The 20,678-nt window shown below is 67.7% G+C and carries 16 protein-coding genes; all 16 read right to left on the bottom strand.

What is annotated here, in order from left to right:
* The 16 genes from bamA to SL003B_RS10565 all read right to left on the bottom strand — a co-directional run bounded on the left by bamA (window position 1) and on the right by SL003B_RS10565 (window position 20,672).
* Window positions 1-2,289 carry an outer membrane protein assembly factor BamA gene (gene bamA, locus SL003B_RS10640; RefSeq protein WP_242390366.1) on the bottom strand — a complete coding sequence of 763 codons (2,289 nt, stop codon included), beginning with the start codon at window positions 2,287-2,289 and terminating at the stop codon, window positions 1-3.
* Between the two features lie 243 nt (window positions 2,290-2,532).
* Entirely contained in the window at window positions 2,533-3,669 is a 1,137-nt protein-coding gene (rseP, locus tag SL003B_RS10635; protein ID WP_013652843.1) for an RIP metalloprotease RseP, read from the bottom strand.
* Window positions 3,670-3,813: 144 nt separating this feature from the next.
* A complete protein-coding gene (dxr, locus tag SL003B_RS10630) occupies window positions 3,814-5,037 on the bottom strand; it encodes a 1-deoxy-D-xylulose-5-phosphate reductoisomerase (protein WP_013652842.1) in 1,224 nt (407 codons plus the stop codon).
* Window positions 5,038-5,058: 21 nt separating this feature from the next.
* Window positions 5,059-5,913 (bottom strand): phosphatidate cytidylyltransferase, encoded by an 855-nt coding sequence (locus tag SL003B_RS10625; RefSeq protein WP_013652841.1) that lies wholly within the window; start codon window positions 5,911-5,913, stop codon window positions 5,059-5,061.
* Between the two features lie 5 nt (window positions 5,914-5,918).
* On the bottom strand, window positions 5,919-6,686 hold the full coding sequence (locus tag SL003B_RS10620) for an isoprenyl transferase (RefSeq protein ID WP_041375492.1): 768 nt from the start codon (window positions 6,684-6,686) through the stop codon (window positions 5,919-5,921).
* A 30-nt stretch (window positions 6,687-6,716) separates the two neighbouring features.
* Window positions 6,717-7,280 (bottom strand): ribosome recycling factor, encoded by a 564-nt coding sequence (gene frr / locus SL003B_RS10615; RefSeq protein WP_041375491.1) that lies wholly within the window; start codon window positions 7,278-7,280, stop codon window positions 6,717-6,719.
* Window positions 7,281-7,382: 102 nt separating this feature from the next.
* On the bottom strand, window positions 7,383-8,102 hold the full coding sequence (pyrH, locus tag SL003B_RS10610; RefSeq protein ID WP_013652838.1) for a UMP kinase: 720 nt from the start codon (window positions 8,100-8,102) through the stop codon (window positions 7,383-7,385).
* Window positions 8,103-8,179: 77 nt separating this feature from the next.
* Complete coding sequence (tsf, locus tag SL003B_RS10605) at window positions 8,180-9,103, bottom strand: translation elongation factor Ts (RefSeq protein WP_013652837.1); 924 nt, start codon at window positions 9,101-9,103, stop codon at window positions 8,180-8,182.
* A 141-nt stretch (window positions 9,104-9,244) separates the two neighbouring features.
* The gene (rpsB, locus tag SL003B_RS10600; protein ID WP_013652836.1) at window positions 9,245-10,045 is read right to left on the bottom strand and encodes a 30S ribosomal protein S2; all 801 of its coding nucleotides are present in this window, start codon (window positions 10,043-10,045) and stop codon (window positions 9,245-9,247) included.
* A 217-nt stretch (window positions 10,046-10,262) separates the two neighbouring features.
* Complete coding sequence (dnaE, locus tag SL003B_RS10595; RefSeq protein ID WP_013652835.1) at window positions 10,263-13,703, bottom strand: DNA polymerase III subunit alpha; 3,441 nt, start codon at window positions 13,701-13,703, stop codon at window positions 10,263-10,265.
* 606 nt (window positions 13,704-14,309) lie between these two features.
* Window positions 14,310-15,044: an ABC transporter ATP-binding protein gene (locus SL003B_RS10590; RefSeq protein WP_013652833.1), complete on the bottom strand. Its 735-nt coding sequence runs from the start codon at window positions 15,042-15,044 to the stop codon at window positions 14,310-14,312.
* On the bottom strand, window positions 15,041-16,345 hold the full coding sequence (locus SL003B_RS10585) for a lipoprotein-releasing ABC transporter permease subunit (protein WP_013652832.1): 1,305 nt from the start codon (window positions 16,343-16,345) through the stop codon (window positions 15,041-15,043). The genes SL003B_RS10590 and SL003B_RS10585 overlap by 4 nt, the downstream gene beginning before the upstream one ends.
* 67 nt (window positions 16,346-16,412) lie before the next feature.
* Window positions 16,413-17,741 carry a proline--tRNA ligase gene (gene proS, locus SL003B_RS10580; RefSeq protein ID WP_013652831.1) on the bottom strand — a complete coding sequence of 443 codons (1,329 nt, stop codon included), beginning with the start codon at window positions 17,739-17,741 and terminating at the stop codon, window positions 16,413-16,415.
* 525 nt (window positions 17,742-18,266) lie between these two features.
* A complete protein-coding gene (locus SL003B_RS10575; RefSeq protein WP_041376033.1) occupies window positions 18,267-18,527 on the bottom strand; it encodes a DUF1467 family protein in 261 nt (86 codons plus the stop codon).
* A 13-nt stretch (window positions 18,528-18,540) separates the two neighbouring features.
* On the bottom strand, window positions 18,541-18,945 hold the full coding sequence (gene mce / locus SL003B_RS10570) for a methylmalonyl-CoA epimerase (RefSeq protein ID WP_013652828.1): 405 nt from the start codon (window positions 18,943-18,945) through the stop codon (window positions 18,541-18,543).
* A gap of 59 nt (window positions 18,946-19,004) precedes the next feature.
* Window positions 19,005-20,672, bottom strand: coding sequence for a ribonuclease J (locus SL003B_RS10565; protein ID WP_013652827.1), 1,668 nt, complete (start codon window positions 20,670-20,672; stop codon window positions 19,005-19,007).
* Window positions 20,673-20,678: the final 6 nt, after the last annotated feature.

Here is a 20,678-nt window from a genome sequence, read left to right as displayed (position 1 = left end):
TTAGAACTTGGTGCCGCCGCTCAGACGGAACCACTGCGTCTTGTCGCTATCTTCCTTCATCACCGGCCAGGCGAAGTCGACCCGCAGCGGACCGAACGGCGAGCGCCAGCGAATGCCCGCGCCAACCGAAGCGCGCAGTTCGAAGCCGTTCGAGGCGACGTTGTTGGCACCCACGATGTTGACCAGGTCCTTGTCGGCATCCCACAGAGATCCGGCATCGGCGAACAGGGCGCCGCTCAGGCCGAATTCCTCCGGAATGACCGGGAACGGGAAGGTCGTCTCGACGCTGCCGGCGACGTAGAAGCGGCCGCCGAGCGCATCCCGGTTGGTCGTCGACATGTCGCGCGGGCCGATGCCCTGGTTCTCGAAGCCGCGCACCAGGTCGCCGCCGAACATGAACTGGTCGGACACGCGCAGGCGCTTGCTGCCGATGGCCTGGATGTGGCCGCCGCGCAGCGCCACGCTGCCGACCAGGCCCATGTCGGGCAGCACTTCACGGTAGGCACGGGCCTCGGCCGTCGTGCGGATGAACTGCGCGTCGCCACCCAGCCCGGCGAATTCCTGCTGGAATTTCGCGAAGATGCCTTCCGACGGATCGATGTTGTTGTCCAGCGTGTTGTAGAACAGCGCGTAGCCGGCAAGCGAGGTCAGCGAGGAGCCGAGCGAATCGCAGACCGCGTTCGACAGGCCGCTGCCGGGGCAGGTCGCGAGGTTCTTGGCGATCCCCTTCGGATCCGAGATCTTGGTCTCGTAGATGTTGTAGAACACCTTCAGGGCAAGCTCGTCCTCGCGCAGCGGCAGGGTAAAGCCGATGCCGCCGCCGGTCGTCTCCTCGTCGTAGCTGCGGTAATCGTTGGCATCGTACACGCGGCGATAGACCTCGAGGTCGAGCGCGATCCGGCGGCCCATGAAGAACGGCTCGCGGAAGACGAACTCGTAGCTCTGGGTGTCGGTGCCGCCGCCGGCGCCGATCTTCACGTACTGGCCGCGGCCGAGGAAGTTCTTCTCGCTCAGCGACACGTCGCCGATGATGCCGTCCGTGGTCGAGTAGCCGACGCCGAAGGAGATCTCGCCGGTCGGCTGCTCCTCGACGGTGACGTTGATGATCACGCGGTCGGGCGCACTGCCACGCTCGGTGGTGACGCGGACCTCCTTGAAGAAGCCGAGATTGCGCAACCGGCGCTCGGCCTTGTCCAGCAGCACGCGATTGAAGGCATCACCCTCGGCGAGGTCGAACTCGCGGCGGATGACATACTCGCGCGTGCGGTCGTTGCCGCGCACGTTGATCCGCTCGACATAAGCCCGCGGCCCTTCCTCGATGTTGTAGACGAGGGAGATGGTCCGGTTCTCGTAGTCGCGCAGGGCGCGCGGACGCACTTCCGCGAAGGCATACCCTTCTTCCGACACCTGCAGGGTGAGATCCTCCAGGGTCTGCTCGACGCGCTTGGAATTGTAGGTGTCGCCGCTCTTGGTGCGCAGGTAGCGGCGCAGCGCCTCCGGATCGACGGTGGACAGCGAGGTCTGCACCTCGACGTCGCCGATCTTGTACTTCTCGCCCTCGTCGAGCGTGAAGGTCACGTAGAAGACGTTCTGCTCGCGGTCGAGATCGGCGCTCACGGCGACGATGCGGAAGTCGGCATAGCCGTGCTGGTAGTAGAACTGACGCAGCAACTCCTGGTCGGCGTTCAGCCGGTCCGGATCGTAGGTATCGGTCGTCCGCAGCCAGCTCAGCAGTCCGCTCTGGCGCGTGCGGATGACCTCGCGCAGCCGGCGGTCGCTGAAGTTGTTGTTGCCGATGAAGGTGATCCGTTCGACGCCGGTCTTGTCGCCCTCGTTGATCTCGAACACGAGATCGACGCGGTTGTTGCCGCGGTCGATGATCTTCGGATCGACGGAAGCGCGGTAGCGGCCCGTGCGGCGATAGGCTTCCAGAATGTTCTGAACGTCTGTCTCCACCTTCGAGCGGGTCAGCATCGAGCGCTCGGTCGTGCGCACCACGCCTTTCAGGGTCTCGTCGGAAACGCGCTTGTTACCCTCGAACGAGATGCGGCTGATGACCGGGTTCTCGGTCACCGTGACAACCAGGGTCCCGCCCTGCGTCGTGATGCGGACATCCTCGAACAGCCCGGTCGCGAACAGCGCCTTCAGCGACTCGTCGACGTCGGCGGCCGAATAGGACCGCCCCCGCGAGATGGTCAGATAACTAATGACGGTCTCGTCCTCGATGCGGGCGTTGCCGCGCACGACGATCGCACTGGCGACGGCTGCCTCTGCCGTCGAAACGGCCAAGGGCCCGAACGGCTCGGGAAGCCCCCCGCCGGTCACGAGGATCGATGCCGCCAGAAAAACGGCGCAGGAGAGTTTCCGCAATCGCTGCATATTCGAGCTATGCCTTTTTCAAGGGCCCCCGGGGGGCCTCGTCAGATTCTCAGCATTCGAAGTGGTTTTACATCCTTTTCCCGAATACGCAACCACAGGCGCGCGGGGAAAGGGATTTCATTTGAATGCGTTGCGGTCATGCCACGAAACCGCCTAAAGGTCCGTCAACCGCAGCACGTCGTTCCACGTCGCGAAGATCATCAGCATCAGCACCAGGGCGATGCCGATCCGGAAGCCGAAATCCTGGACACGCTCGCTGAGCGGTTTGCCGCGCACGGCCTCGGCGAAATAGTAGACTAGGTGGCCGCCGTCGAGCATCGGGATCGGCATCAGGTTTAACAGGCCGATGCTGACCGACAGCACGGCGGCAAGGCTGAGCAGCGGCACGAAGCCGAGTGTGGCGACCTGGCCGGAGACCTGGGCGACCCGGATCGGTCCGCCGAGTTGATCGGCCGATTCCCGGCCGGTCAGCACGCCGCCGAGATAGCCGAGTGTGCGCTCGACGACGAAATAGGTCTCCCGCGCCCCCTCCGCCAGCGCCTCCAACGGCCCGTAGTGGATCACCGTCAGGTCCTCGGGCTTGGGGCTTCGGGTGACACCAAGCAGGCCGATGCGCTGGGTGTTGCCGAACGAATCGGTCACCTCCCGGTGTTGCGGCGTGACCTCGATGCGCAGCACCTCGCCCTTGCGGTCGATGTCGAGTTGCAGCGGCACGTCGGCGCTGACGGTGACGATGCGCTGCAGTTCGGAGAAGGTGGTTATCGGCTTGCCGTCCACGGCCAGGACAAGGTCCCCCGGCTGCAGGTTGGCCTGCTCGGCGGCGCTTTCGGGCTGCACCTTCTCGATCAGCGGCGACGTCACCACGCGGCCGAAGGCGGCGAACACGAACGCGAAGATCACGATGGCGAGCAGAAAGTTGGCGATCGGACCGGCCGCGACCACGGCGGCGCGTTGCCAGACCGGCTTGGCGACGAAGGCGCTGCGACGTTCCTCCGCACTCATTGCCGCGATGCGCTCGCGGTCAGGCATGCTGGAGGCGTTCTCGTCGCCGGCGAACTTCACATAGCCGCCGAGCGGGATCGCAGACAGGCGCCAGCGGGTGCCTTTCCTGTCGGTGAATCCGGCCAGTTCCGTTCCGAATCCGACTGAGAAGGCGTCCACCTTCACTCCGCACCAGCGGGCCACCAGGAAATGGCCGAGTTCGTGGAAGAACACCACGACCGTCAGCACGAACAGGAACGGCAGCGCGTAGCCGACGAGGACGGAAAACAGCGAGGAGAAAAGATCCATGATATCATCCTGCCACAGGAGCCCGTGGCCCGGCAAAGCCCGCGCGGTCACCCGCATCGATTGCCGCCACCGCCCACCAGCCGGTAGCGTCTGTCAAGATCGTGGCCAATTCATGGGCCGAGCGGTGCTCCGGCGCAAGCGCTTTCAGCGCTGGCGCCGCGCAATCGCCTCGCGCGCCGCGGCCCGCGCCGCGCGGTCGACGTCGAGCGCCACCGGGATCGACTCGGGCCGGCCGAGTTGCCCCTGCCCCTCGAGCCGTCCGAGCACCTCCTCCACCACCGCGGCGATGTCGAGGAAACCGAGCCGGCCGGCGAGGAAGGCGGCCACCGCCTCCTCGTCAGCTGCGTTGAGCGCTGCCGGGGCGCCGCCCCCTGCCCGCATCGCCTCCAGCGCGAGCCGCAGAGCCGGAAAGCGGGCCGTATCCGGGCGCTCGAAGGTCAGCGTTCCAAGACTTGCGAGATCGAGGCGCCGCACCGGCACGGCCATGCGCTGCGGAAAGGCGAGGCAGTGAGCGATCGGCGTGCGCATGTCCGGGGCGCCCATCTGCGCGAGCAGAGAGCCGTCTCGGTACTGCACCAGGCCATGTACGACCGACTGCGGGTGAACGAGAACCTCCAGTTGGTCGTGGCGGACTGGGAACAGATGCGACGCTTCGATGACCTCCAGGCCCTTGTTCATCAAGGTAGCACTGTCGATGCTGATCCTGCTGCCCATGTCCCAGTTGGGATGCTTGAGCGCCTGCTCAGCCGTGACCGTGCGCATCGCCTCCAGGGACAGGCGCCGGAACGGTCCGCCAGAGGCCGTCAGGATGATCTTTTCGACCTCTGCGGCATTATGGGTCTCCAGCACCTGGAAGATGGCGTTGTGCTCCGAATCAACCGGCAGCACTGTCGCGCCGGTGCGCCGCGCCTCGCCCATGAACAGCTCGCCGGCGCATACCAGGCACTCCTTGTTGGCGAGCGCCACCGTGCGGCCGGCGGCGACTGCCGCGAAGGTCGGCGTCAGCCCGGCCGAGCCGACGATCGCGGCAACGACCATGTCGGCCGGCCGCAACACCGCGTCGAGGACCGCCCCTGCCCCTGCCCCACAGGCGATGCCGCTGCCAGCGAGCGCGGCGGCAAGTTCCGCCCCCCTGTCCTCGCTGGCCAGCGCGGCGAAGCCGGCCCTGACCGAGCGCGCAAGGCCGGCGAGTGCCGCCGCGTTGCGGTCTGCAACCAGAGCGACGACCTCGAAACGCTCCGGCTCGCGTGCGACGATGTCCAGCGTGCTGCGCCCGATCGAGCCGGTCGCCCCGAGTATGACGAGCCGCAGCGGCCGGTCAGCCGGTGAAGCGGAAGCCTGCGTGTTGTTCAGCGTCGTATGGTCCATCTGCCGCTTGGTGTCGTTGTCTCAGGTGAGGCCGATGCCGGCGATCGGGTCCGCCGGCGCACCGCCCAGAAGCAGGCCGAGCACTGCGGCGGCGATGGCGGCGGCGACCAGTCCGTCGACCCGGTCCATAAGGCCGCCGTGGCCGGGGATCAGCGCGCCGGAATCCTTGACGCCAAAACGGCGCTTGACGGCCGATTCCAGCAAATCCCCGCCCTGTGACACCGCCGACAGGAAAACCGCCAGCGCCAGCCAGTGGAGGATGTCCGCGCGCCCGAAGACGAGCGCGAGCCCGGCCCCCGCGCCGGCGCCCAGCACCAGGCCGCCGATGGCGCCCGCCCAGGTCTTCTTCGGCGACACTCGCGGCCACAGCCGCGGCCCGCCGACGCTGCGGCCGACGAAATAGGCCGCGATGTCGGTCGTCCAGACCACGGCAATCAGGTAGAGCACAAAGAAGTCGCCCTGCACGCCCTGGCGCTCGACAATCAGGGCGACGACGGCAAGACCGGCATAGAGCAGGCCTTCCGCGCTCCAGCGTCCGAGCGGGCGCACCCCTGACAGGCCATAGAGCAGCAGGCCCGCGGCGAGGGTGACGGCCACAGCCGCCACTGCCTCGCCGTAGTAGGCCAGAACGGCCGTCGCCGCCACCACCGCATAGCCGGCAAGCGCGGCCCGTCCAGCCGGCGTTTCGCCAACGATTACCAGCCATTCGCGCAGAAACAGGATGCCACCGGCGAGCACCAGCGCCGCGAAGATCGGCCCTCCGAGATAGGCGATGGCGAGCGCCGCCGGCCCGAGCACCAGCGCCGAGAGGACGCGCAGCCGCAGGTCCGACGCGGGCCGGCCAGCGGGTTCGGGACTGGTCTGGTCGCCGGCCATGGCGGTCAGCGGATCTTGGCCGACAGGCCACCGTACCTGCGATCCCGCTCGGCGAAGGCCGTCAGAGCGTCGTCGAAAGCGGCGGCGTCAAAATCGGGCCACAGCACCGGCGAGAAGTAGAATTCGGTGTAGGCTGCCTGCCACAGCAGGAAATTGGACAGGCGCAGCTCACCGCTGGTGCGGATGATCAGGTCCGGATCGGGGATCCCGGCCGTGTCGAGTCGGCGGGAAATGTCATCCTCGGTGATCGCCTCCGGCCTGAGCCGGCCCTGGGCGACGTCCTCGGCCAGCGCCTTCACCGCGCGCACCAGTTCGTCGCGTCCGCCATAGTTGAAGGCAACCACTAGCGTCATGCCGGTGTTGGCGCGCGTCAGGGTCTCGGCCTCCTCGAGCAGGCCGCGGATTCCGGGTTCGAGCCCTTCGCGCGCGCCGATGACGCGCACGCGGATGTTGGCCTGGTGGATCTCGGACAGGTCGCGCTGCACGAAGCGGCGCAGCAGCCCCATCAGATAGCTCACCTCGCCGTCCGGCCGCGCCCAGTTTTCCGACGAGAAGCTGAACACCGTGACGTAGTCGATGCCGACCTCTGCGGCTCGGCGGATGGTGGCGCGCAGCGCCTCCAGTCCGTGCCGGTGCCCTTCCGTGCGCGGCAGGCCGCGCGCCTGCGCCCAACGGCCGTTGCCGTCCATGATCAGCGCCACGTGCCGGGGACGGCCGGCGGGCCGCGCGCAGCCCTCCGGCGTCTCTGAGCTAAGATCGGGGCGAACTGTCATGAAAACCCTCAAAGCCGCCGGTGGGCGGCCTCAGACCTGGGAAATTTCCTGCTGCTTCTTCTCCAGCATGGAATCGACCTCGGCAATCTCTCGGTCGGTCAGCTTCTGCACGTCGTCGGCGGCAACCCGGCTGTCGTCCTGGCTGATGGCGCCGTCCTTCTCCAGCTTCTTGATCATGTCCATGCCGTCGCGGCGCACGTGCCGGATCGCGACTTTCGCCTGTTCGGCGTATTTGTGCGCGACCTTGATCAGTTCCTGCCGCCGCTCCTGGTTCAGCTCGGGGATCGGCAGGCGCAGCAGTTGGCCGTCGACCACCGGATTGAGGCCGAGGTTCGACTCGCGGATCGCCCTCTCGACGGCTCCGACCATACTCTTGTCCCACACCTGCACCGCGACCATGCGCGGCTCTGGCACGCTGACCGTCGCGACCTGGTTGATTGGCATGGACTGGCCGTAGGCGTTGACCACGATGGCGTCCATCATGCTCGACGAGGCCCGGCCCGTGCGCAGGCCGGCGAGTTCGGTCTTCAGCACGCTGAGCGCGCCCTGCATGCGGCGCTCGAGATCTCCAAGGTCGACACCATCTACCGGCATGTTGTCCTCGCTTTGTTGTTCATTGGTGCCGCGGCCCGGCGGAACCGCGCTGCAACCATGGCATAGTCTTTTTCCAAGACAAGAGAAACCCGGGTTTTCGGCTCAATCGCTGACCAGGGTATACCGGCCCCGCTGCTGCAGCACGTCGACCAGGGCGCCGGGCGTGTGAATCGAGAACACGATTATCGGGATCGAGTTGTCGCGGGCAAGCGCGATGGCCGTGGTATCCATCACTTTCAGGTTCCGCTGGATGACCTCCTCGAAGCTGAGCTGGGTGTAGCGCTCGGCGTCCGGGTTGATCTTCGGGTCTTCCGAATAGACGCCGTCGACCTGGGTTCCCTTCAGGAACGCGTCGCACTGCATCTCGGCGGCGCGCAATGCGGCGCCCGAATCGGTGGTGAAGAACGGGTTGCCCGTGCCGCCTGCGAACACGATGACGTCGCCGTCCTCCATGTAGCGGTCGGCCCCACGCTGGGTGAAGGTCTCGCAGATCGACGGCACCGGAACCGCCGACAGCACGCGCGCCGGCACGCCGCGCCGGCGCAGCGCATCGGCCAGCGTCAGGCTGTTCATCACCGTCGCCAGCATGCCCATGTGGTCGCCGGTGACCCGGTTGCCGCCCTTGGCCGCTACCGCAACGCCGCGAAAGATGTTGCCGCCGCCGACCACCACCCCGACCTGCGCACCGAGCTTGACCGCGTCGGCGATCTCCACCGAGATCCGCTCGACCACCGCCGGATCGATGCCGAACGGCTGCGATCCCATCAGCGCTTCGCCGGACAGTTTCAGGAGGATGCGTCGCCAGCGGAGGGGTTCGGTCATGGTCGCGCCTTTTCGAACTGAGGAAACCGTATCTACAAAAAGGGCGCCGGAAGTTCCGGCGCCCTCTTTCCTGGACCTTACTGGCCGGTGGCTGCTGCCACCTCGGCCGCGAAGTCCGTTTCCTCCTTCTCGATCCCCTCGCCGAGGGCGAAGCGAACGAAGCCGACCAGCTTGACCGGCGTGCCGAGTTCCTTCGCCAGCGCCTCGACCGCCTGCTCGACGGTCTTGTCCGGATCGATGACGAAGGCCTGCTTCACCAGCGTCACTTCCTCGTAGAACTTGCGGATGCGGCCTTCGACCATCTTCTCGATGATGTTGTCCGGCTTGCCCGACTCGCGCGCCTGCTCGGTGAACACCGAACGCTCGCGCTCGACCACGGCCGGATCCAGCTCGTCGACGTTGAGCGCCAGAGGGCTGGTCGCGGCGATGTGCATGGCGATCTGCCTGCCGAGGCCGTTCAGCTTGTCCGCATCGCCGGAGGATTCCAGCGCGACCAGGACGCCGATCTTGCCCAGGCCCTCGGAGACGGCGCTGTGCACGTAGGTGGCGACGACGCCGGCCGACACCGACAGCGCAGCGGCGCGACGCAGGGTCATGTTCTCGCCGATGGTCGCGATCGCGTCCTTGATCGCCTCGTCGACGGTCTTTCCGCTGCCCGGGTAGGGTGCTGAGGCGAGCGCGTCGAGGCCACCTTCGCTCGACACCGCCACGGAGGCGACGTCGCGCACGAGCTTCTGGAAGCCCTCGTTGCGGGCGACGAAGTCGGTCTCGGAGTTCAGCTCGATGACCGCCGCCTTGCTGCCTTCAGAAGCGACGCCGACCAGGCCCTCGGCCGCCACGCGGCCGGCCTTCTTGGCCGCCTTGGCAAGACCCTTGGTGCGCAGCCAGTCGATCGCCGCCTCCATGTCGCCGCCGGTCTCGCTGAGGGCGGTCTTGCAGTCCATCATGCCCGCGCCGGTCTTCTCGCGGAGGTCCTTTACCATCGCTGCGGTGATGCTCATCGATAGCCTCGTGGATGGGAGTTACGGATGCGCGCGGTCTACCCTAAGGCTGCCGCACGCGTATGACGGTTGCCGACCCTGGCCGGTCACCGTCAGCGACTGGAAGAGAATGCGGCGGGCTGGCCGCCGCATTCATGGAAATCAGGCATCTGTGGCAGTTTCTTCAGACGCGACTTCAGCGCCTTCGTCCGCCAGGACGGTTTCGACCGGCGCCACTTCCGACGCGCCGATGTCCATGCCCATGTTGCCCTGGGCGCGCGAGATGCCGTCGATGGCGGCGCGGGCGATCAGGTCGCAGTACAGCGTGATCGCGCGGCCGGCATCGTCGTTGCCCGGCACCGGATAGGTGATGCCGTCCGGATCGCAGTTGGAGTCGAGGATCGCCGCGACCGGGATGCCGAGACGGCGCGCTTCCTGGATGGCGATCGCCTCGCGGTTGGTGTCGATCACGAAGATCAGGTCAGGCAGGCCGCCCATGTCCTTGATGCCGCCCAGGTTCCGCTCGAGCTTCTCGCGCTCGCGGTCCATGAACAGCCGCTCCTTCTTGGTCAGCAGGCCGGCCGCGTCGGTGCTGAGGGTTTCCTCCAGCTTGCGCAGGCGCTGGATCGACCCGGAAATGGTCTTCCAGTTGGTCAGCATGCCGCCGAGCCAGCGGGCGTTGACGAAATACTGCGCGGAATTGCGTGCCGCCCCGGCCACCGACTCCTGCGCCTGGCGCTTGGTGCCGACCAGGAGCACGCGCCCGCCGCCGGCGACGGTGTCGCTCACCGCCTTCAGCGCCTGGTGCAGAAGCGGCACCGTCTGGGCGAGGTCGATGATGTGGATGTCGTTGCGCACGCCGAAGATGTACGGCGCCATGCGCGGGTTCCAGCGGTGCTTCTGGTGGCCGAAGTGGACGCCGGCCTCGAGCAGCTGACGCATGGTGAAATCGGGCAATGCCATGGCCCTTGAACTCCTGCTTTTCCGGTTTTGACCTCCGCGAGGGTCTGCGGCGGGGGCAGCTGCCGTCCCGCCACCGGATGGACTCCGGCCTTGCCGGTGCCCGCCCTCGCGTGTGGAATGCGCGCCTTATAGTGGGCGGGGGCGGCGAATTCAAGCCTGCAGCGGCGCTTTGTGGGCTGGCCGCACCAGTCGGGCCCGATGCCGGCGCGACGCCGCGTCAGGACAGCTGAACGTCGGTCACGCCAGGTACGGCCTTGAGCGCCCCGGCGATTTCCGGCGACAGCCGGTAGCGGCCGGGCAGCTTGACCTCGACCTCGCGCCGGCCGCCGTCGAGCAGCACGACCACATTGACCTCGCCGTCGCCCCGCCCGCCCAGTTGGCGCGCCAGGCTCTTCAGCGGCCGCTCGTCGCGCAGGAACACCCTCAGGCTCTTCTGCACCCGCGTCGCCACCGCCTCGATCGGATCGACCTGCTCCACGCGCAGGCTCGGCTCGTCGTCGCGCATGTCGGCGCTGACCAGGATCACCACCGACCGGCCGGGCTCGAGCTGGTCGCGGAACTGGTTGAGCTTTTCGGAAAACAGCAGCGCCTCGAACTGGCCAGAGGCGTCCGACAGCCGCACGATGCCCATGCGGTTGCCGGACTTGGTCTTCCGCTCCTGGCGCGAGATCACCGTGCCGGCGAGCCGGCCGGCCGAGGCGCCGCGCTTGACCGCTTCGGAAAACTGCGCCCAGGACTGCACCCGCATCCGCTCCAGCAGCGGCTGGTACTCGTCCAGCGGATGCGACGACAGGTAGAAGCCGATCGCCGCATGCTCGCGCTGCAGCCGCTCGGCCGGCATCCAGGCGGCGACCTCGGGCAGGTGCAGGTCCTCCTCCTCGCCGCCGCCGCCGAACAGCTCGTTCTGGCCGAGGACGCTGTTTTCCTCCGTGCGCTGCGCGATGCCGATGATCCGGTCGAGCCCTTCCAGGACCCGCGCCCGGTTCGGCTCCAGGTCGTCGAAGGCGCCCGCCGCGGCGAGGCTCTCCAGCGTCCGCTTGTTGAGGAAGCGCGGCGACACCCGGCGCGCGAAGTCGCCGAGGCTCCGGAACGGCTGCGTGCCGCGCGCCTCGACGATGTGCTGCACCGCCTGCTCGCCGACGCCCTTGATGGCGCCGAGAGCGTAGACGATCCTGCCGTCGTCGACGTCGAAAGGATGCATGGAACGGTTGATCGACGGCGGCACGATCGCGATGCCCATGCGGCGCGCCTCCTGTCGGAAGTCGCCGAGCTTGTCGGTGTTGCCGAGGTCAAGCGTCATCGATGCCGCCATGAACTCGACCGGGTGGTTCGCCTTCAGCCAGGCCGTGTGGTAGGAAACCAGCGCATAGGCAGCCGCGTGCGACTTGTTGAAGCCGTAGTTGGCGAACTTGGCGACGAGGTCGAAGATCGTGCCGGCCTGGTCGCGGTCGACGCCGCGCTCGACCGCGCCGTCGACGAAGCGGGCCCGTTGCACCTCCATCTCCGCGGCGATCTTCTTGCCCATGGCGCGGCGCAAGAGGTCGGCCTCGCCGAGCGAGTAGCCCGACAGCACCTGGGCGATCTGCATCACCTGTTCCTGGTAGACGATGATGCCGTTGGTCTCCTTCAGGATCGGCTCCAGCAACGGGTGCAGGTAGTCGGCCTCCTGCTCGCCGTGCTTGACGGCATTGTAGACCGGGATGTTCTCCATCGGGCCCGGCCGGTACAGCGCCACCAGCGCGATGATGTCCTCGAAGCGGTCGGGCTTCATGCCGGCGATCGCCCGGCGCATGCCCTGGCTTTCCAGCTGGAACACGCCGACCGTCTCGCCTCTGGCCAGCAGCTGGTAGGTCCTGGCATCGTCGAGTGGTACCGAGGCCATGTCGACGGTGACCCCCTTGCGGGCGATCAGCTTGACGGCCGTGTCGATCACCGTCAGCGTCTTCAGGCCGAGGAAGTCGAACTTCACCAGGCCCGCGTCCTCGACCATCTTCATGTTGAACTGGGCGACCGGCATGTCGGAGCGCGGATCGCGGTAGAGCGGCACCAGCTGTTCCAGCGGCCGGTCGCCGATGACCACGCCGGCGGCGTGGGTCGAGGCGTGGCGGTAGAGTCCTTCCAGCTTCTGCGCCATGGTCAGCAGCCGGTCGACGATCTCCTCCTCGCGTGCCGCCTCGCGCAGCCGCGGCTCGTCGCCGATCGCCTGGGCGAGCGTGACCGGGTTGGCCGGGTTGGCCGGCACCAGCTTGCACAGCCGGTCGACCTGGCCATAGGGCATCTGCAACACCCGGCCGACGTCGCGCAGCACCGCGCGCGCCTGAAGCGAGCCGAAGGTGATGATCTGCGCCACCTGCCGACGGCCGTATTTTTCCTGCACGTAGCGGATCACCTCCTCGCGCCGGTACTGGCAGAAGTCGATGTCGAAGTCGGGCATCGACACGCGCTCGGGATTGAGGAAGCGCTCGAACAGCAGCGAGAAGCGCATCGGGTCTAGGTCGGTGATGGTCAGCGCCCAGGCGACCACCGAGCCGGCACCGGAGCCGCGGCCCGGACCGACCGGAATGTCGTGCGCCTTGGCCCATTTGATGAAGTCGGCGACGATCAGGAAGTAGCCTGGAAACTTCATCCGCTCGATGACGCCGAGTTCGTAGTCGAGCCGGTCCCAGTAGTCCTGCTGGCCCAGGCCAGGAGCGAGGCCATGGGCCTCGAGCCGCGCCTTCAGGCCGTCGCGCGCCTGGCGCCGGAGTTCCTCCGCTTCCGCCTTTTCCGCCGCCTCCGGATCGGCGTCCGCGCCGGCGAAGCGCGGCAGGATCGGATCGCGCCGGAGCGGCCGGTAGTGGCAGCGCCGGGCGATCTCGACCGTGTTGGCGGTCGCTTCCGGCAGATCGCAGAACAGCTCCAGCATCTCCGCGCGGGACTTGAAATAGTGCTCGGGCGTCAGCTTGCGCCGATCCTCCTCGATCAGCACCCGGCCCTCGGCGATGCAGATCAGCGCGTCATGCGCCTCGTAGTCCTCGCGCTTGGGGAAGAATGCCTCGTTGGTGGCGACCAGCGGCAGGCCGAGTTCGTAGGCAAGCTCGAGGAAGCCCGGTTCGCAGCGTCGCTCCTCGGCCATGCCGTGGCGCTGCAGTTCGACATAGGTGCGGTTGGGGAAGGCTGCGGCGAGCCGCTTCAGCCGCGCCTCGGCCAGTGTCCGGTTGCCGGCGAGCAGCGCCCGCCCGATCGGGCCGTTGACGCCGCCGGTGAGCAGGATCAGCCCGCCGGACTTTTCCTCCAGCAGTGCCGCCGGCACATGCGGCTTCAGGCCCGTCGCCGTGTCGAGATAGGCCCGGCTCGACAGTTCCATAAGGTTGCCGTAGCCCGCCTCGCTTGCCGCCAGCAGCACGACGTCCAACAGCGGCGGCTCGCCGCGCCGATCCTCGCCGCCGCCGTCGTCGAAGGCGACGGCAAGCTGGCAGCCGATGATCGGCTGGATGCCGGCCCCCCAGGCCTTGCCGGAGAACTCCTGCGCCCCGAACAGGTTGCCGGTATCGGTAATCGCCAGCGCCGGCTGCGCATCGGCCTTGGCGAGGTCGAGCAGCTTCTTGATCGGCAGCGCGCCTTCCAGCAGCGACAGGGCGGAATGCACCCTCAGGTGCACGAATCCGGCATCGATCATGGCATCACCTTTCAGTGCACGAATCCGGCATCGGTCATCGCATCACCTCTCAGCACCCGACGTTCCGGCGCGTATCGGGCGCGATGCCGAAGCGATCCGGGGGCGATCCGGGGGCGATCCGGCACGGATCCCTCCGCGGCGGGCGGGAATCGCCGTCAAGTGAAGCCGATGCGGCCGTCCCTGTCGAGCGCACCGCGGCCTTGCCGCCGATCCGGATCGCCGCCGCTGTGGACGACCGCCCGAGATCGGCGTGCGATCGGGCGGGCGATCGGTCGCGCCGGCGCGGCCACCTGCGGACGGGGTGGACTTCAGTTCAGCGCCAGCAGCACCTCGCCCCACACGGCGATGGTGGCGCAGAACACGACCAGCGACCCGAAAGCGGCGACATCGCGAGCGAAATAGGTCATGTCTTCCTCCTGTCAGTGTCCGATACAGTCGATAGAGACAGGATGTTCTCTTTTTGTTCCATTGACAACCCGAAAAATGCACCGACCCGCGACCATGCCCGATATTCTCCCACGATGGTGAACAAAATACGAACAAGATCGCGGAACCTCGGTCAGGCGGCAGCCGGCGCCGCCCCGGAGCGGCAGGCGGGCTGCGCGCTCACAGGTCGAGCACCAGCCCGTCGCGCAGGGTGATCACCCGGTCCATGCGGGCCGCCAGCTCCATGTTGTGGGTGGCGAACAGCGCGCCGACGCCGGAGGCGCGCACCAGTGCCTGCACGGCGTCGAAGACATAGCCGGCGGTATGCGGATCGAGGTTGCCGGTCGGCTCGTCGAGCAGCAGCAGCCGCGGCGCGTTGGCGACCGCGCGCGCGATGGCGACGCGCTGCTGTTCGCCGCCGGACAGTTCCGACGGCCGGTGGCTGGCCCGCGCGCCGAGACGCATGTAGGCGAGCAGTTCCTGCGCCCGCTCGCCCGCCACGGGCTTGGGCAGGCCGGCGATCATCTGCGGCATCATGACGTTCTCCAGCGCCGTGAACTCGGGCAGCAGATGGTGGAACTGATAGACGAAGCCGATGTCGTTGCGGCGGATCGCCGTGCGCGCGTCGTCCGACAGGCCGCTGCAGGCCTGGCCGGCGACATGGACCTCGCCGGCGTCGGGCCGTTCCAGCAGGCCGGCGATGTGCAGCAGGGTCGACTTGCCGGTTCCCGACGGCGCCACCAGCGCGACCATCTCGCCGGCGCCGATCGACAGGTCGGCGCCCTTGAGGATGTCGAGCCGGCCCTCGGCCTCGGCGAAGGAGCGGCGGATGCCGGTAAGCCGCAGCACCGGCGGCCGGGCGGCAGCGCCCTTCGGCCCGCGGGCCGTCTGCGGGGAGGAAGCCGTCGCCGTCATTCGTATCTGAGCGCCTCGACCGGATCGAGCCTGGCCGCCCGCCAGGCCGGGTAGAGCGTCGCCAGCAGCGACAGCCCCATGGCCATCGCCAGCACCATGACGGTCTCGCCGCTGTCCATGTCGGCCGGCATGCGCGACAGGAAATACAGCGTCGGGTCGAACAGCTGCGTGCGCGTCAGCCAGGAGATGAACTGGCGGATGCTCTCGATGTTGAGGCACACGACCAGCCCGAGCAGGAAGCCGGCGAGCGTCCCGACGATGCCGATGCTCGCTCCCGTGATGACGAAGACGCGCATCACCGCCCCGCGCGTCGCGCCCATGGTGCGCAGGATGGCGATGTCGCGCCCCTTGTCCTTCACCAGCATGGTCAGGCCGGAGATGATGTTCAGCGCCGCGACCACGACGATCAGCGTCAGGATCAGGAACATGACGTTGCGCTCCACCTCCAGGGCGGAGAAGAAGGTCACGTTGCGCTGGCGCCAGTCGGTGACGAAGGCCGGCCGCGCCGCGCCGTCCTCGACGCTGGCGCGCATTGCCCCGACCTTGTCCGGATCCTCGACATAGACCTCGACGCCGGTCGCCTTGCCCTCCATGCGGAAATAGACCTGGGCCTCCTCCAGCGGCATGAACAGGATTGTGCTGTCGTATTCCGACATGCCGATCTCGAACACCGCCAGGATCGGATAGGACTTGAGGCGCGGCGTCACGCCCATCGGCGTCACCGCGCCGCGCGGCGAGATGATGGTCACGTTGTCGCCGACGGCGAGGCCGAGCTGCTGGGCCATGCGCGTGCCGATGGCAACGCCCCCGCCCTCGTCGAAGCCGTCGAGGCTGCCGGCGCGCACGTTTCCGGCGACCAGCGGCAGGCGGCGGATGTCGGCTTCCCACAGGCCGCGCACCAGCGCCCCGAAGTTGCCGGCCGGCCCCGACACCATCGCCTGGCCCTCGACGAAGGGCATCGCGGCGACGACGCCGGAAACGCCTTCCAGGCGCGCCGCCACCGCGTCGTAGTCGGTCAGCGGCTGGTCGATCGGCTGCACCAGCATGTGGCCGTTGATGCCGAGGATCTTGGTCAGCAGCTCGCTGCGGAAGCCGTTCATCACCGCCATGACGATGATCAGCGTCGCCACCCCGAGCATGATGCCGACGAAGGAGAAGCCGGCGATCACCGAGATGAACGCCTCGCGCCGGCGCGAGCGCAGGTAGCGGCCGGCGATCATCCATTCGAAGGCGGCGAAGGGCCGCGGGCCCTTGGCCCGCTCCGCTCCGGCCGCGGCCGTGGTCGTCTTGCGTTCCGTCATGCTCCGCCCTGTCCGGCCGCGCCCCGAATCCTCGCTGAATACCCGCTGGCAGGATCGACGAGCCGGCTCAGGCCGTCAATGCTTCGCGCACCCGGTTGAAGGCCGCCTCCAGCGACAGGCTCTCGCGCTGTCCGCTCGCCCGTTCCTTCACCTCGACCACGCCATCCTTCAGGCCGCGCGGGCCGGCGATGATCTGGAACGGCAGGCCGATCAGGTCCATGGTCGCGAACTTGGCGCCGGCGCGGGTGTCGACATCGTCGTACAGCACCTCGACCCCGACCGCCTCCAGCCTGGCGTAGAGCCCGGCGCAGGCAGAATCGGTGTCGGCGTCGCCCGGCTTCAGGTTGATCAGGCCGACATGGAACGGCGCCACCGAAGCGGGCCAGATGATGCCGTCGTCGTCGTGGTTGGCCTCGATCAGCGCGCCCAGCAGGCGCGACACGCCGACGCCGTAGGAGCCCATGTGCACCGGCACCTCGGTGCCCTCTGCGGTCATCACCCTGGCGCCCATCGGCTCGGAATACTTGGTGCCGAAATAGAAGATGTGGCCGACCTCGATGCCGCGCGCCGACACGCGCTCCGCCTCCGGCAGCGCGGCGAAGGTCGTCTCGTCATGCATCTCGTCGGTCGCCGCATAGGGCGTCGTCCAGGCCTCGACGATCGGCGACAGGTCGGACAGGAAGTCCGTGTCCTCGCCCGGCGTCGGCAGGTCGAGCAGGCTCCTGTCGCAGAACACCGCGCTCTCGCCGGTCGAGGCGAGGATGATGAACTCGTGGCTCATGTCGCCGCCGATCGGGCCGGTGTCGGCGCGCATCGGGATCGCCTTCAGCCCCATGCGGGCGAAGGTGCGCAGATAGGCGACGAACATGCGGTTGTAGGCGTGGCGCGCCGCCTCCTTGTCGATGTCGAAGGAATAGGCGTCCTTCATCAGGAACTCGCGGCCGCGCATGATGCCGAAGCGCGGGCGCACCTCGTCGCGGAACTTCCACTGGATGTGGTAGAGATTGAGCGGCAGGTCCTTGTAGGAGCGCACGTAGGAGCGGAAGATCTCGGTGATCATCTCCTCGTTGGTCGGCCCGTACAGCATCTCGCGCTCGTGACGGTCCGTGATGCGCAGCATCTCCTTGCCGTAGGCGTCGTAGCGCCCGCTTTCGCGCCACAGGTCGGCCGGCTGGATGGTCGGCATCAGCAACTGCACCGCGCCGGCGCGCGCCTGTTCCTCCTCGACGATCTTCTCGATCTTGCGCAGCACCCGGAACCCCAGCGGCAGCCACGAATAGATGCCTGCCGACTGCTGGCGAATCATGCCCGCGCGCAGCATCAGCCGGTGCGAGACGATTTCCGCCTCCTTGGGCGTTTCCTTCAGGATGGGCAGGAAGAAGCGGGACAGGCGCATGGTCACTCTCGGGTCTGGATGCGGCTCGGGCCGAACGAGCCGCAGTCAAACCGCAAGCACCGGAAAAACACAAGACCCTTGCGCCGCGGTACCCGGTTATCCGGCGCTTTTGCCGCCGCCGTGCAGCGCCCTGCCCGCTCGATGCCGACTCGTTCGGCGCGTCCGCTTTCTGGGCAAGCAAAAATTTTGGGCGCCGCCGCTCAAAATGGTGACAAGTATGTGTCAATGCGCTAAGGTCCCAGCGCATAAGAAAAAGGTAACGATCGGAGACGATCGTATCCTTGCACAAGAGGCATCGCGGTCTGAGTCTTGGGAGGAAGATCCCTCGGGCGCACCTTCGGGTTCGCAGCCGACCCGGCGAAACCCCTTCGGGGTCGTCGGAGTAAAGAGGGAGTTTTAGACGCGGAACTAAAAAAGCAGGGCTCCCGCCCTGCTTTTTCTTTTCACACGATCCAAAGCGGATCAGAGCCAAAGCGGATCAGAGCCAAAGCGGCGCCCTTGCCCGGCACGCCCCACACCGCCCTCTCAGCGCGGGCCCGGCAGCGGGATGTCGTCGAGCGTGATGCCGGACGCCCGCAGCCACACGAAGCTCGCGAACACCGCCGACGCGACCACGGTCGTCCACAGCGCCTTGCGCAGCAAAAGCGGCCGGCTCGGCGCGCTCGGCACCGAGCCCGGGGTCACCGCGCCATCTTCCTCCTGGGTGCGCACGCCGAACGGCAGGATCGCGAACAGCACGATCCACCAGATCATGAAATAGACGGCCAGCGCGAAGGGGATCGACATGCCGAACACGGGTTCACGCCTCTTCGAGTTCGGTCAGCGTGCCTAGGAAGTCCTTCGGATGCAGGAACAGCACCGGCTTGCCATGCGCGCCGATCTTGGGCTCGCCGTCGCCGAGCACGCGCGCGCCCCGCGCCATCAGCTGGTCGCGCGCCGCGCGGATGTCGTCGACCTCGTAGCAGACATGATGGATGCCGCCCGACGGGTTGCGCTCGAGGAACTTGGCGATCGGCGAAGTGTCGCCCAGCGGCTCCAGCAGCTCGATCTTGGTGTTCGGCAGCGTGATGAACACGGTCGTCACACCATGGTCGGGCTGCTCGACCTTGCCCGACACCTCGGCACCCAGCGTGTCGCGATAGACCGCTGTCGCCGCGTCGATGTCCGATACCGCGATGGCCACGTGGTTGAGCCGACCGATCATCCCCTGTCTCCCGTCAAGTGACCCTGGCCGCAGCGGGTGCGCCGCGGTCCTTTGCTCCGTCATACACGGCTGACCAGCACTTTGCAGAGTGTCTTTTTGCCCCAGATGTCGGCAACCGCCGACCGCGCCGCCCGCCGCGCCGCCTCGCCGACGAGGTCGGCATCCTTGCGCCGTGCCTTCGGGATGCTGCCGATCGCCCCGTTGACCGCCTTGAGCACCAGCGCCTCCATGCTCTCGCCGTCGTTGTCGGTCTCCGGCAGGCCGAACAGCGCCAGCGCCGGATCGTCGACCAGGTCGCCACTGCGGTTGAGCACCAGCGCGACGACCACGGCGCCGGCGAAGGACAGCTTGCGCCGCTCCTTGACGCCGGTCAGCTCCGGCTCGTTCACGATCTTGCCGTCGACCAAGGTCAGGCCGAACGGCGCCTCGTCGATGACTTCGGCCGGACCGGGGCCGAGCCGGACGATGTCGCCGTTGCCGGCCACCACCACGGTCTTGATCTTCTTGGCACGGGCGAATTCGGCATGGGCGGCCAGATGAAACGGCTCGCCGTGGACCGGCACCAGCACCTTGGGCTTCAGCAGCTTGTAGATCTGTTCCAGCTCGCCCCGGCGCGGATGACCGGACACGTGGATCAGGGCGTCCCGGTCGGTCATGATCTCGATCTGGGCCTTGGCGAGGCCGTTGACGACCGCGTTGACGTCCTTCTCGTTGCCTGGGATCGTGCGCGCCGAGAAGATCACCAGGTCGCCGCGCGTCAGGGCGATGTTGCGATGCTCTCCGGACGCGATGCGCGCCAGCGCCGCTCGCGGCTCGCCCTGCGAACCCGTGCACAGCAGAACCGCCTTGTCGCGCGGCAGGTAGCCGAAGGCATCCTCGTCGTGGAAGGGCGGCAGGCCGTCCAGGTAGCCGAGTTCGCCGGCGACGTCGATCACCCGGCGCATCGAGCGGCCGACCACCACCACGTCGCGCTCCGCTGCCGCCGCCGCCTCGGCCACCGCGCGGATGCGCGCCACATTGGACGAGAAGGTCGTCACCGCGACCCGGTGCTTGGCGGCGCCGATCACGCGCTTGAGTTCGGTCGCGACGTCGGCCTCGCTCGGGCTGATGCCCTCCCGGTAGGCGTTGGTCGAATCGCAGACGAGCGCCAGCACCCCTTCCCGGCCGATCGCCGCCAACCGATCCATGTCGATCGGCTTGCCGAGCCCCGGCGTCGGGTCGATCTTCCAGTCGCCGGAATGCACCACCAGCCCCTCCGGGAACCGCAGCGCCAGCGCGCATGGCTCGGGGATGGAATGCGACATGGCGACGATCTCGACGTCGAACGGGCCGATGTTCAGCCGGTCGCCCTGGTTGACGATGGTCACCGGTATCTCCGGCGCATGCGGCTCGCTTTCCGCCTTGGCCGCCAGCAGCCCGGCGGTGAACGGCGTCGCGTAGACCGGCGCGCGCAGGTGCGGCCACAGATGCAGCAGCGCGCCGTAGTGGTCCTCGTGCGCATGGGTGATGACGATGCCGGCGATGCGGTCGCGCTCGCCTTCCAGGAAGCGGATGTCGGGCAACACCAGGTCGACGCCCGGCAGTTCCGGGCCGGCGAAGGTCACGCCGCAATCCACCACGAGCCAGGTGCGGTCGCCGTCCGGGCCATAGCCGTAAAGGCCCAGGTTCATTCCGATTTCGCCCACGCCGCCGAGGGGCAGGAAGACGATTTCGTTGGCATCCGCCATCCACAG

The sequence above is a fragment of the Polymorphum gilvum SL003B-26A1 genome (assembly GCF_000192745.1).
Classification (GTDB): Bacteria; Pseudomonadota; Alphaproteobacteria; order Rhizobiales; family Stappiaceae; genus Polymorphum; species Polymorphum gilvum.
Note: the sequence above shows the minus strand (reverse complement) of the source record. Positions and strands in the feature narration are given on the sequence as shown.

Coding starts and splice junctions, on each gene's coding strand:
- SL003B_RS10625 (WP_013652841.1), bottom strand. CDS start 5,913: ATGGCCGGCGACCAGACCAGTCCCGAACCCGCTGGCCGGCCCGCGTCG.
- SL003B_RS10585 (WP_013652832.1), bottom strand. CDS start 16,345: ATGACGGAACGCAAGACGACCACGGCCGCGGCCGGAGCGGAGCGGGCC.
- mce (WP_013652828.1), bottom strand. CDS start 18,945: ATGATCGGTCGGCTCAACCACGTGGCCATCGCGGTATCGGACATCGAC.
- rseP (WP_013652843.1), bottom strand. CDS start 3,669: ATGGATCTTTTCTCCTCGCTGTTTTCCGTCCTCGTCGGCTACGCGCTG.
- tsf (WP_013652837.1), bottom strand. CDS start 9,103: ATGAGCATCACCGCAGCGATGGTAAAGGACCTCCGCGAGAAGACCGGC.
- SL003B_RS10620 (WP_041375492.1), bottom strand. CDS start 6,686: ATGACAGTTCGCCCCGATCTTAGCTCAGAGACGCCGGAGGGCTGCGCG.
- rpsB (WP_013652836.1), bottom strand. CDS start 10,045: ATGGCATTGCCCGATTTCACCATGCGTCAGCTGCTCGAGGCCGGCGTC.
- SL003B_RS10575 (WP_041376033.1), bottom strand. CDS start 18,527: ATGTCGATCCCCTTCGCGCTGGCCGTCTATTTCATGATCTGGTGGATC.
- frr (WP_041375491.1), bottom strand. CDS start 7,280: ATGCCGGTAGATGGTGTCGACCTTGGAGATCTCGAGCGCCGCATGCAG.
- dnaE (WP_013652835.1), bottom strand. CDS start 13,703: ATGATCGATGCCGGATTCGTGCACCTGAGGGTGCATTCCGCCCTGTCG.
- proS (WP_013652831.1), bottom strand. CDS start 17,741: ATGCGCCTGTCCCGCTTCTTCCTGCCCATCCTGAAGGAAACGCCCAAG.
- pyrH (WP_013652838.1), bottom strand. CDS start 8,102: ATGACCGAACCCCTCCGCTGGCGACGCATCCTCCTGAAACTGTCCGGC.
- SL003B_RS10565 (WP_013652827.1), bottom strand. CDS start 20,672: ATGGCGGATGCCAACGAAATCGTCTTCCTGCCCCTCGGCGGCGTGGGC.
- SL003B_RS10590 (WP_013652833.1), bottom strand. CDS start 15,044: ATGACGGCGACGGCTTCCTCCCCGCAGACGGCCCGCGGGCCGAAGGGC.
- dxr (WP_013652842.1), bottom strand. CDS start 5,037: ATGGACCATACGACGCTGAACAACACGCAGGCTTCCGCTTCACCGGCT.